This window comes from Streptomyces mayonensis (assembly GCF_018982965.1).
GTDB lineage: Bacteria > Actinomycetota > Actinomycetes > Streptomycetales > Streptomycetaceae > Streptomyces > Streptomyces mayonensis.
The window spans coordinates 1-11,702 of the sequence record NZ_JACBYP010000173.1 but is presented as its reverse complement, the minus strand read 5'-3'; the positions used below and the strand labels follow the sequence as shown (position 1 = coordinate 11,702).

Below are 11,702 nucleotides of genomic sequence, written 5' to 3'. Positions count from 1 at the left end.
AGCCAACTGCACCCCGAAACAACTGCCCAGACGCCAGAAAAAGAACACCCCCCCGAAACCCAAACCCGCCAAACCCGGGACTGTAAATCGTTCGGTGTAACTCCCGATCATGGAGGATGCATCGATGACCACTGAGAACGTGGCTGAACCCGAGGCCGTTGAGCCCAAGAAAGCTGTGCCGGCGAAGGCGCACGGTGCCACGCGACCGCGACGGCTCGTTCGAACCGAAGATCGTCAAGAAGCGGCAGAAGCGCCTGACCGGCGTCGACGAGATGGTCATCTCGCTGGCCGCGAAGGGTCGGACCACCGGCGAGGTCCAGGCCCACCTGGCTGAGGTCTATGGCGCCGAGGTCTCCCGCCAGACCATCTCGACCATCACCGACCAGGTACTGGAGGGCATGGCCGAGCGGCAGAGCCGGCCCCTCGACCCGGTTTATCCGGTCGTCTTCATCGACGCCATCCACGTGAAAATCCGCGACGGTGCGGTCGCCAACCGGCGTGGCCCTGGCCGTCACCGTCGAAGGCCGGCGGGAGATCCTCGGGCTGTGGGCGGGCGACGGCGGCGAGGGCGCCAAACACTGGCTGCACATCCTCACCGAGATCAAGAACCGCGGCGTCAGCGACGTGCTGATGCTGGTCTGCGACGGGCTCAAGGGCCTGCCCGAGGCGGTGGAGACCGTCTGGCCGCGGACCATCGTGCAGGCCTGCGTCGTACACCTGCTGCGGAACTCTTTCCGCTATGCCGCCCACCAGGACTGGGACAAGATCACCCGCCTCCTCAAGCCCGTCTACACGGCGCCGACCGAGGAAGCCGCCCTGGAACGGTTCGCCGAGTTCGCCGACGCCTGGGGCCGGAAGTATCCGGCGATTGTGAAGCTGTGGGACAACGCCTGGGAGGAATTCACTCCGTTCCTGCGGTTCGACACCGAGATCCGCCGCATCGTCTGCACCACCAACGCGATCGAGTCGGTCAATGCCCGGATCCGCCGGGCCGTCAAGGCCCGCGGGCACTTCCCCAACGAGCAGGCCGCCCTGAAATGCGTCTACATGGCGATCATGTCTCTCGACCCCACCGGCAAGGGCCAGGCTCGCTGGACCAACCATGCGCTGGCAGACCCTACTGAACGCCTTCGACATCACCTTCGACGGCCGCCTGACGGCGGCCCGCCAGTAACCCCAACCACCCTGGCTGCACCGCTTGTTTGACAGATCCTCGGCGGACCGTCGCGAAACGTTGAGGCTAGTAGCTGTCGTAGCTGGGCTCACCGTTCGGTCGGTAGACGCCGACGACGGTGCCGCCCTTCGTCGTCGAGACGCTGACCGGTTGCAGCGCGGTGGGGACCGCTCCGTCGGCGAACAGCCGCTTTCCGGTACCGATGATCACTGGGTGGACGGTCAGACGGTATTCGTCGACCAGCCCGTGACGCATGAGGGTCTGGGCGAGGTCGCCGCTGCCGACCACGTTGATGCTGCCGCCGCCGGACACCTTCAGTTCGCGCACGGCAGCGACGGTGTCGCCCTCCAGCAGGGTGGAGTTCTGCCATTCGACGGACGTCAGGGTCCGGGACGCCACGTACTTGTGCATGCTGTTCATCCGGTGCGTGAACGGGTTGCCGGGATCGGCGGTCGGCCAGTACGACGCGAAGATGTCGTACGTCTTGCGACCGAGCAGCATCGCGTCGGAACGCTCGTACCAGCCGGCGACAACCGAGCCGAGCTCGCCGTCGTCCACCGGCTTCTGCCAGCCCCCGTGCCGGAAGCCGCTCTCTGTGTCCTCGTACGGACCGCCCGGAGCCTGCATGACACCGTCCAGCGTCAGGAAGGCGCAGATGATGATCTTGCGCATGGTGCGCTCCCTTCGTCACAGGGCAGACCGCACCGGCGCCGGAAACTCACCGGCAGGAGGCGTCATCGCCGGCGCCGCCGAGGACGGCGCTCCGAGAGCTCGCTGGCGAGGCGGTACCGCACGGTCACGTCGCGGTAGTCCTGTCCCGGGGCCACTCGCCGGGGCAGATGGGTGCGCTCCGTGCGGGACAGCGACTCACGCGTTCCGGAGCCGGGGAACGAAACCCTCGTCCGCGGTACCTCATCGAAGCGGAGGCGGTCGCCGTGGACGACCGCATCGAAGGAGATGTCAGGGCCGGGATCCGCCCGGTTCCCGCCGGGACCTTCGGTGTTCGGGGACGGCGGCGCGTCCGTTCACGGCGGCTCGCCGCGCTGCCGGCCGCCCCGGCGCCGGACCGACCGCGTCGCTCCGGCAACGTCGTTCGGCACGCGGCGCCGCCGGGGGCCCGAGCGTCCACCGGGCTGTCCCGCCGCTTCGACAGGCCCGGACTCCCCCACGGCGCGTCCTGCGCTCCGGCCGGCGGCCCGGCCGGTCTCCCGCACCGTGTCGCCCACCTCGCCGACTGCTTGCCCGGCGCTCCCTGCGACACCCTGCACAACCTCACCGACGGCCTCCCCGGCACCGCCGCCGACGTCCTCGACTGCGGATCCGGTCCCCTCTCCGACGTCCCGCACGGCAGTGGCGGCACCCCGGCCGACGTCGTGCACGGCCGAGCCGACACCGCGCGCCAGGTCCTCCAGGATCTGCGGATTGCGGTCGAGGGTGGTGAGGACCCGGTTGATGATCTGCGCGACATTGTCCAGCCGGACCTTGAGCCGGGCCTCTGCCTCGACTCCGGAGATGCCGAGGTGGACCTGGCCGAGCGCGACATCGGCGCCCACGTTCAGCTTGAGCAGGTCGAGCACCTCGGCCTGGAGGGACACGTGCGCGTGCAGGTTTTCCACATCGAGGTCGAGTTCGTCGACCTTGAGCCGGGGGACGTCGAGGAAGACGTCCGGCCCCCGGTCGTCGGGGGGCCCGGTCACGCCCTCGCGGGCGGCGCCGTCCACGTCGGCGTCGTACACCTCGTCGTCATACTCCTCGTCGTCGTACACCTCGTGGTCGTACGGCTCGTCGTCGTACGGCTCCGGCTCGTTCGCGGCGTCCGTCGTGTGGTCGCCGTCGTTCTCGGCGTGCTGCCCCATCGTTGCGCCTCCGGGAACTCGCACCAGACATTTCATCCCTTTCGTCCAGTATTGCGCGGTCGGGAGGGATGGGACCAGTTCACGGGACAGCAGCAGGCGCCCTGCGGAGGGGGCGCTCCCGACTTCCGGCGGGTCGCTCACCCGGCCGGTGCGGGCCGGTACACGCGGTGACGGGAGCGCCGGGGCCGGCGGGCGGGCGCGGCGGGAAGGTCAGGCGTCGGTGATCGTCGTGGTCACCGGTGTGCCGGTCTCGACGGTTCTGCTCACGGTGCAGAGACGGTCGTGGGAAGCCTTGACCGCGCGGGGCAGGATCGCGCGGGCGCGCTCGGCTTCCTCGCCGTCCGGGAAAGCCACGGCGAATTCGACCTTGAGGTTCGTCATGCGGTTCCCCAGGTCGTCGCTGATCTTGTCTCCCGCAACCGTCACGGAGAACCGGGTGGGCTCTGCGTGGCGGCCGGTGGCGATGTCGACGTCCACGGCCGTGCAGCCGCCGATCGCGGCCAGGAACAACTCGACGGGGGTGAACCCGGTGCCCTGACCGTCGTCCGAGGACGTGCCGAAACTGATCGATCCGCCGCGGGCGTTGGTTGCCACGAACTGGCCGCTGCTGGTGCGTTCCACGATGACGGAACGCTCCGGGTTTTCGCTCATGTCCCCCACCCTAGTGGCAGCGTCGCGGCGGCCACGGTTCCGGAGTCGCCGGGGCGTCGGCGGGCGGGCAGGAAGCGGGGAAGGCGGCGAGTTCGGCGACGGTGAACATGCCGTTGGAGTGGGGAGGGTGTGGTCGCCCGTCTTCAGGCGCACACCCACTTTGTCTAGACCTCTTGCCCGCCCGTGGTCCGCGGGCTACCTTTCCCGCGTCCGGAGTTTGCACGTTTTTCCTTCAACTCCTTTGCTGAGCAAGGCCGGAAGGAGCACGCCCGCATGCAGAACCGGAGTCCGTCCAGACGAACCGTTCTCACCTGCGCGACCGCGGTCGCCGCGGGGGCGGCGGGCGTCGTGGGGGTCACGGCCGGCCCCGCGGTCGCTCAGCGCCGCGACAGCCGCCTCAAGAACATCCTTGCCAGGATGAGCATCGAGGCGAAGATCGGACAGCTGTTCGTCCCGTACTTCTACGGTGCGTCGGCAACTTCCCCCAGCCGGCTGGACCAGGAGCGCAACCTCGAGGAACTGGGCGTGCGCACCGTTGCCGAACTGATCGCCAAGTACCACATCGGCGGGGTCATCTACTTCTCCGGCTGGACGAACAACATTCACGACCCGCACCAGATCGCAGAGTTGTCCAATGGTGTGCAGCGCGCCTCCCTCGCTCTTCCCACCCCCGTCCCGTCCCTGATCTCCATCGACCAGGAGCACGGGGTCAACGTCCGCATCGGCAGTGGCGCCACCCAGCTGCCCGGCGCCATGGCGCTCGGCGCGGGCCGCTCGCTCTCCGACGCGCGCACCGCCGCGCGGATATCGGGTACCGAACTCGCCGCCCTGGGCATCCACCAGAACTTCGCCCCGGTCGCCGACGTGAACGTCAACCCGGCCAACCCCATCATCAACATCCGCTCCTTCGGCGCCGATCCCCGCGCGGTCGGTCGCATGGTGGCGGCCCAGGTGACGGGTTACCAGCGGTCCGGGGTCGTGGCCTGTGCCAAGCACTTCCCGGGCCACGGCGACACCGGGGAGGACAGTCACACCGGGCTGCCCGTGATCACACACACCCGCGAGGAGTGGGAACGCATCGACGCCCCGCCCTTCAAGGCCGCGATCGCCGCCGGCGTCGACTCGATCATGACTGCCCACCTCCAGGTCCCCGCACTCGACCCCAGCAACGAACCGGCCACCCTGTCCCCCGCGATCCTCCGGGGCGTGCTGCGCGACGAGCTGGGCTTCGACGGAGTGATCGTCACCGACGCCCTCAACATGCAGGGCGTACGCACCAAGTACGGCGACGACCGCGTGCCCGTCCTCGCCCTCAAGGCGGGCGCGGACCAACTCCTGTTCCCGCCGGACATCGGCGTCGCCTACAACGGCGTCCTGGCCGCCGTCCGCACCGGAGAGATCACCGAGGGCCGTCTCGACGAGTCGGTCCTGCGCGTCCTGCGCCTCAAGGACAAGGCCGGTCTGCTCAGCGGCAGCCCCTACGCCTCCCGGCGGGAGGTCGACCGGGTCGTCGGCGCCCGCGGGCACCGGCTGACCGCAGCGCGGATCGCAGAGCGGACCACCACCCTGCTGGTCAACGAAGGCGGGGCGCTTCCGCTGCGCGGCAGGCAGAGGAGGCTGCTCGTGGTCGGCGCCAGCCCGGCCTTTCCGACCGACGACACCCGCACCACGGTGCCCGAGCTGGCCCGGGCCTTCGACGGACTGGGCTTTCGCACCACCCGCCTCGCCACCGGCCGGGAACCCGACTCGGCGAAGATCGACGAGGCCGTGGCAGCGGCGCGAGGCCGGGACGCGGTGGTGGTCACCACCGACAACGTCGATGCCGCGAGCCCTCAGCGGACCCTGGTGTCCCGGCTGCTCGCCACAGGTGTCCCCGTCGTCCACCTCGCGGTCCGCAATCCCTACGACATCGCCCACCTCGGCGACGTCCCCGCCTCACTGGCCTCCTACTGCTGGACCGAGGTCGAACTGCACGCCGCCGCGCGGGTGATCGCCGGCCGTGTCGAGCCGTGCGGCAGGCTGCCCGTGCCCGTCCAGCGGGCCGACGACCCGGACAAGGTTCTCTTCCGCTCCGGGCACGGTCTGTCCTACGGCACCGTCTGACCGGGTGGGCCGTCGCCGCCGGCGCGGAAGAGAGGCGGATTCCTCCCGCCGCTCCCGGTCGGCTTTCGGTCGCCTTCGGTCAGGGACCTGCGGCCCGGCCCGCCGCCGTATGCCACAGCCGTCAGCCGAAGTCGTCGGGGACGATGCGGAGTTTCTGCGCGATGCGGGCGAGGGCCTTCTGGTCGGTCGCGTTCAGTGAGTCGAGGACGCTGCGGCGCACGGCGCGCAGGTGGGTGGGCGCTGCCAGGTGCACGACGTCGAAGCCGTCGCCGGTGAGTTCGGCCAGGGTGTAGCGGCCGTCGGCCGGGTCGGGTGTGCGTACGATCCAGCCGCGCTGTTCACAGCGTTTGACGACATTGGACAGGCGGGAGAGCGATCCGCTGGCGAGAAAGGCGAGCTCGCCCATCCGCAGCCTGCGCTGCGGGGCCTCGGAGAGGTGGCTGAGCACGAGGTACTCGAACAGAGTGAGGCCGTGTTCCTTCCGCAGGGGCGGCTCCAGCTTGCCGGGCAAGAGCAGCACCAGGGAGATCAGTCCCGTCCATGCCGCCTTCTCCTGCGCGTCGAGCCATCGCAGGTCCTCGTCGCCCGCCTGTTCGCCCGTGCCGTTCATGGCCTCTTCCGAGCTGCTCATGGTGGTTCCCGTTCCTCCGGCGAAGCCAGTCATCACTTTGCGCTTGAAGTCATCGCTTGCTAATATCACTTTACGCGTGAACTCATCCGAGAGGGAACGCACCCCCATGACCGGAAGGTAAGCCTCATGAGCACCGTCACCTTCGGCACCGCTGCGGGCTACGGCGAGAAGCTGCACGCGGCCCTCGGCTACAGCGGGGCCGTCCGCGTCGGCGACCGGGTGGAGATCTCCGGCCAGGCCGGGGTGGACGACGACCTCGTCGTCCCCGACTCGCTGGAGGACGAGATCGTCAGCGCCTTCGACAACGTGGAGCGCACACTCGCCACGGTCGGCGCGACGTGGAAGGACGTCATCCACGTCAACTCCTACCACAAGGTCGCCCCGGGGGCCGACGCCATCGGCGACGACCACAACAGGATCATGGCCGAGCAGTTCCGCCGCCGCCTGGACGGCCGCGCGCCGATCTGGACCGAGACGGGCGTCACGGTCCTCGGCCTCGCCGGCATGCGCGTGGAGATCCGGGTCACGGCAGTCGTCGGCTCAGGCTCCGGGAACTGACCCGCCGCCCCCGGCGGACCGGGCCGTGGCCGCCGAGGGCGGGGCCGCCGGCCTGGGCAGCGGGCACGGCACAGGGCTCCGGGCGCCGGGAGCGTCAGGCCGGGGTACGGGGGTCGGGGGCGCGGGGTGCCGCGGGGACGAAGACGGGGGCGTCCTGCTGGTAGAAGATGTCGATGTCCGCTTCCTCACCACCGACGATCAGGGTGTCCCACGCACCGCTCTCCCTCAGGGTCCGCAGCGTGGCGGGGGCCAGCGCGGACAGGTGGGCCCGCAGTTCCGCGTCGTCGGGCAGGCCCGGCAGGCGGGCTGCCAGGCGGTCACGGATCGTCCGCATGCGGTCCAGGAGGACGTCCAGGTCCGGCTCCGCCGACCCCGGCGGCGTTGCGTTCCCGGCAGTGGGCGTGCTGTCCATGCTGCCGTCGATGATGTCCTTGATCGCCCGGGTCACGCCCTGCTCGTCCGTCGTGACCATCGCGTTCCATGCGCGGCTCTTGTGCCGGTACTGCAGCATCGACATCGCCGCTTCGTGGCGGATGAAGTCGGCGTCGCGCAGCGGACGGCCCCGCCAGGCCCGGCTGAGGGACCGGGCCAGGGAAACTGCTGAGGCCAGGCCGCTGTTCAGGCCGCGGCCGGGCCAGAAGTGGATGGCGTTCGCCGCGTCCCCCAGCAGGAAGCCGTAGGTCCCGGGACGGTCGCCGGCCGGGCGGGTGAGCTGAGCGGTGAAACGCGGCCGCTGCACCATGTCCAGCCGGAACGACGTGACGGCGCTGAGGTCGTCCTCGGCCACTCCGAACAGCCGCAGGCCCTCCAGGATCCGCTTCCACAGCGGCGAACTGCGCAGCAGCGCCGGCAGGAAGAGGGTGCCGTGGGTCGGGCAGACGAACTCGTTGTCCTCCTGGCGGCTCATCACGCACGGCCGGGCCGCGATGCACTCCTCGAAGACCTGCCGCACCGGGTCGATACCGATGACGTTGCGCGCCTCTTCCCGGGTCAGCCGCATGTTCAGGAATCCCTCGCCGCGCAGCGAGTTGAGCAGGAACCGGTTCTGCGCCACGGTCAGCAGCACGCTCATCGGGTCCGTGAGCCGGGACTTGACCCGCAGCCCCAGCACCACGTCCTGGAGGTGCTCCCCGTCGAGGGAGTAGATGGAGGCGTCGGCCGCGCCGAAACGGTCCGCGAAGTGCTCGCGGGTGCGTGAGCGTCCGCCCTCGCAGACGACCAGCACATGGTCGTGCGCGATCAGGTGCTCGCTCTCGGCGGCGTCGAACCGCTTGGGCACCAGCCGTATCCCGGACTTGCTGTTGGCCAGCTCCAGCAGCCGGTCCTCGATGTGGGCGATGCGGATGTTGCGCGGCGGACTGCCGCCCACCGAGTCGGGGCCGAGCGGCCACATCTCCGAGAACTGCCCCTCCTGGAACACCGCCCCGCGCATGTCGTCCGTCAGGGCCAGGTACTGCCGGCTCTGGACGGTGACGACCTGCTGCCGGCGCACGTTGCCGTGGGTCTCGTCCTTCCAGACAACCGTGCTGCCGCTGCGGATCCACCGGCCGTCGTAGACGGTGACGGAGACCCGGCCCGGCAGCGCGTCCTCGAGCAGCAGCGCGAAGGCCAGCCCGACCGGGCCGCCGCCGCTCACCGTGACGCGCAGCACTCCGGGGTCCGTCGTCGCGTCGGCGCGGGGCAGGGCGAGCTGCGAGAGGTCCATGACCGTCTCCACCGCCTCCTGCGTCTCGAAGAGGAACGTCTCGTCACCGATGCGGATGGTGTCGCCGGGTGTCAGCTCGTGCCGGGTCACGCGGCGGTCGTTGACGTAGGTGCCGTTCCTGCTGTCGCGGTCGTGGAGGACGTAGGCCCCGTCCTGGACGGTGATCTCGGCGTGCAGCCGGGAGGCGCTGACGCTGACGATCACGACGTCGTTGTCACTCTTGCGCCCGAACGTCAGCGGAGCGTCGCCGAGCACCACGCTCTGCCCGGCGAAGGGACCGGTGCGTCCCACGAGGACCGACAACATGGATACCCCTTCGGAAAAGTAATCTTAGTTGAAGTATCTACTATGTGTTGTCCGGTCACTCGCTGTTGCCACGGCAAGTCACCGAGAAATCAACCGAATTGGACTTGGCGTCGAAGGGCGACCGGATCTCCACCGCCATGGCGCTGCGCAGCGTCCCCTCCTGCGTGTACGTCGACAGCCGTACCGTCTCCGTCTTCGTGGCCGGGTCGCCCTCCCGGAACGTGAGTGTCCGCCACTGCCGGTCGATCACCGTTCCGTTCTCCGAGACCCACCGGTAGGAGATCTGGAAGGGCGACCTGGCCGTGAACGTCGCGGTGAACCAGGGTGCCTGGCCCTCCCCCGGCGGACAACTGCCCTCGTACGTCGTCGCCCCGCCCTCCACCGCCACCGAGACGGGCTGCGCGGTGGACCCGCCGCTCTCCTGCCCGTCTTTCCCTCCCTCTCCGTCCCGGCCCACGAACGCGTAGGTGAGACCGCCGCCGAGCAGGAGCAGTACGGCCGCCCCGGCGCCGATCAGATACGCGGTACGGCGGTGGCGCCGGGCGGGTACGGCAGCAGTGGCGGGAGCGGGCGCGCCACCGGGCGGCGGCGCGATCACGGGTCCGAATCCGGGCCCCGGGGCGGGCGGACCGAAGGACGGGGACGGCGCCGGTACGGCCGTGGCGGGCTCCGCCGCCGGGGACGGTGCGGCCGGTCCTGTCGCGGTCCCGTCGGTGTCCGAGGCGGTCGTCGCGGGTGACTCGGCCGTCGGCGCGGGCTGCTGCGCCCCGGGGCTGACGGTCGGCAGTTCCTCGGCCGTCGTGATCCCGGCCGTCGTGTTACCGGCCGTGGTCGATGCGGTGACCGCCGACGTGGCAGCGGTGGCGGTGGGGGTGTCGGTGACGTCGCCGGCCTCCGGTGCGGGCGCCGGCTCCCCGGCGGCCAGGCGCAGTTCCCGCTCGGCCCGCTCGGCCGTCATCCGCTTCCCGGGATCCTTGTGCATCAGACCCTCGATGGCCGACGCCAGCGGTCCCGCCCGGTGCGGTGGCGGCGGTGCGTCGTCCACGATGGCACGCAGCGTCGAGAGAGCCGTCGTCCGGCGGAACGGTGAACGGCCCTGCACCGCCGTGTAGAGGAGCACTCCCAGCGACCACAGGTCGGAGGCGGTGCCCGGGGTGCGGCCGAGGGCCCGCTCCGGCGCGACGTATTCGGGCGAACCGACGACCTCGCCGGTCAGCGTCAGTGCCGTGTCGCCCTCCACCGTCGCGATCCCGAAGTCGGTGAGCACGATGCGGCCCTCGTCGGCCAGCAGGACGTTGGCGGGCTTCACGTCGCGGTGCAGGACTCCCGCACCGTGGGCCGCCCGCAGCGCGGCCAGCACCTCCACGCCGATGCGGGCGGCTTCCGCGGGCGGCAGGGCTCCCCCGGCGCCGATCACGTCGGCCAGTGACCGGCCGCGGACGAACTCCATCACGATCCACGGGCGGCCGTCGAACGCCGCCACGTCGTGGACGGTCACCACCCCGCGGGCGTTGATCCGGGCCGCCGCCCACGCCTCCCGCTCCAGCCTGGCGTACAGCTGGGCGCTGCGCGCCGCCGGCAGCTCCGACGCGGCACGCACCTCCTTGACCGCAACGTCCCGGTGCAGCACCTCGTCACGGGCCCGCCACACGGTTCCCATGCCACCCTCGCCGAGCACGGACAGCAGCCGGTACCGCCCGGCGACCAGCCTTTCGCCCTCGGTGTCGGGCGAGGCCGCGTCCTGGTTGTGCATGGGTCCAACTCCCTGTCTCTGCGAACCGCCAGAGACATTATGAGTCCTCGCCCGGCACCGACTCACCCTGTGCGTACGGCGGTTGGGCGCCTTTTCGCGTCCTTCGGCCGCGTCTCGCGGACCGGCGGGGTCACCACTCGTGGCGTCGCGTGAACCAGTCGCCGCTCACGGCTCACGGGGTTCGGAAGCGGGGTCCACCGCGCGCCGCACCACCGCCCCGCCACTGGGCCGTCATCGAGGCCACGCCCTCGAGCGGGGCCCGCGGCACGGCACCTGTCCGTCCGCAACGGCCTCAGGCGGAGCTTCCGTCACCGGTGTCGATGCCGTCCCGGACCGTCTCGTAGACACCCACGTAGTCGCTCCAGCGGTCCGCCGGGGCGGACAGGTACAGAGCGAAGTGGCGGCCGTCGGCGGTGTCGAAAGCGAAGTTGATCGCGTGGAAGTCGCGGGCCTCGCCGGCGAAGGTGAACTCCCAGACGGCCGCGTCCTGTCCACGGTGCTGCACACCGTCGAGGCGGATCCGCTCGTATCCGGGGAGTTTCCCCTCCGCCCGCGAGGACTCCTCGTCCTGCTCCAGGTAGGCCTTGGGGCCGGCGCCCTCGAAGTCGGTCGCGCCGATCTGCAGGCGTACCGTGCCCGTGGGGTCCACGTACAGCACGTCGGAGCCCGCCGAGCCCCGGCGCCAGCCCTCGGGGACGGGCATCGTCAGCCCTGGGCCGAGCGGTTCGGCTGTTGTGTACTCCGGGCCCGGCGAGGTCGGGGAGGGTTCCGGTGCCTTGCTGTCCGACTCCTCCGGGGACGGCGACGGTCCGGTGGTCGCGGTCTCCGGTGCGGCCCTGCGGGACTCCCCGTCCTGACCGAGCAGGTAGGTCAGGCCTCCGCCGACGAGCGCGGCGGCGGTCAGCGCGGCGAGCCCCGCGTGCAACGCACGTCGGCGGGCGGGCCTGGCGGGGGCGGCGTCGGGG

9 protein-coding genes and 1 pseudogene are annotated in these 11,702 nt (G+C 70.7%); 3 read left to right on the top strand and 7 right to left on the bottom strand.

Annotation, left to right across the window (positions count from 1 at the left end; all coding sequences use genetic code 11):
• Positions 1 to 194: 194 nt before the first annotated feature.
• A pseudogene (locus HZS56_RS35515) lies at positions 195 to 1,174 on the top strand (IS256 family transposase); the annotation flags it as partial.
• 66 nt (positions 1,175 to 1,240) lie between these two features.
• Here HZS56_RS35515 and HZS56_RS35510 read toward each other — a convergent pair.
• From HZS56_RS35510 to HZS56_RS35500, 3 genes are all read right to left on the bottom strand, one after another.
• Positions 1,241 to 1,846, bottom strand: coding sequence for a dihydrofolate reductase family protein (locus tag HZS56_RS35510; protein ID WP_216724930.1), 606 nt, complete (start codon positions 1,844 to 1,846; stop codon positions 1,241 to 1,243).
• A gap of 353 nt (positions 1,847 to 2,199) precedes the next feature.
• Positions 2,200 to 3,030, bottom strand: a complete 831-nt coding sequence (locus HZS56_RS35505; protein WP_216724929.1) for a hypothetical protein — start codon at positions 3,028 to 3,030, stop codon at positions 2,200 to 2,202.
• Positions 3,031 to 3,240: 210 nt separating this feature from the next.
• Complete coding sequence (locus HZS56_RS35500; protein WP_216724928.1) at positions 3,241 to 3,681, bottom strand: OsmC family protein; 441 nt, start codon at positions 3,679 to 3,681, stop codon at positions 3,241 to 3,243.
• Between the two features lie 273 nt (positions 3,682 to 3,954).
• On the opposite strand from HZS56_RS35500, the gene HZS56_RS35495 reads away from it, so the two are divergent.
• Positions 3,955 to 5,784: a glycoside hydrolase family 3 protein gene (locus HZS56_RS35495; protein ID WP_216724927.1), complete on the top strand. Its 1,830-nt coding sequence runs from the start codon at positions 3,955 to 3,957 to the stop codon at positions 5,782 to 5,784.
• Positions 5,785 to 5,905: 121 nt separating this feature from the next.
• Here HZS56_RS35495 and HZS56_RS35490 read toward each other — a convergent pair whose 3' ends face one another.
• Entirely contained in the window at positions 5,906 to 6,415 is a 510-nt protein-coding gene (locus HZS56_RS35490; RefSeq protein WP_253915433.1) for a MarR family winged helix-turn-helix transcriptional regulator, read from the bottom strand.
• A gap of 126 nt (positions 6,416 to 6,541) precedes the next feature.
• Here HZS56_RS35490 and HZS56_RS35485 point away from each other — a divergent pair, with 126 nt between their 5' ends.
• A complete protein-coding gene (locus tag HZS56_RS35485; RefSeq protein WP_216724926.1) occupies positions 6,542 to 6,973 on the top strand; it encodes a Rid family hydrolase in 432 nt (143 codons plus the stop codon).
• A gap of 94 nt (positions 6,974 to 7,067) precedes the next feature.
• Here the strand turns inward: HZS56_RS35485 and HZS56_RS35480 are convergent, their stop codons facing one another.
• From HZS56_RS35480 to HZS56_RS35470, 3 genes are all read right to left on the bottom strand, one after another.
• Positions 7,068 to 8,984 carry an FHA domain-containing protein gene (locus tag HZS56_RS35480; protein WP_216724925.1) on the bottom strand — a complete coding sequence of 639 codons (1,917 nt, stop codon included), beginning with the start codon at positions 8,982 to 8,984 and terminating at the stop codon, positions 7,068 to 7,070.
• A gap of 55 nt (positions 8,985 to 9,039) precedes the next feature.
• The gene (locus HZS56_RS35475; protein WP_216724924.1) at positions 9,040 to 10,737 is read right to left on the bottom strand and encodes a serine/threonine-protein kinase; all 1,698 of its coding nucleotides are present in this window, start codon (positions 10,735 to 10,737) and stop codon (positions 9,040 to 9,042) included.
• Positions 10,738 to 11,029: 292 nt separating this feature from the next.
• Positions 11,030 to 11,702: serine/threonine kinase C-terminal domain-containing protein (locus HZS56_RS35470; protein ID WP_507227382.1), on the bottom strand; the 673-nt coding region annotated here is incomplete at its 5' end.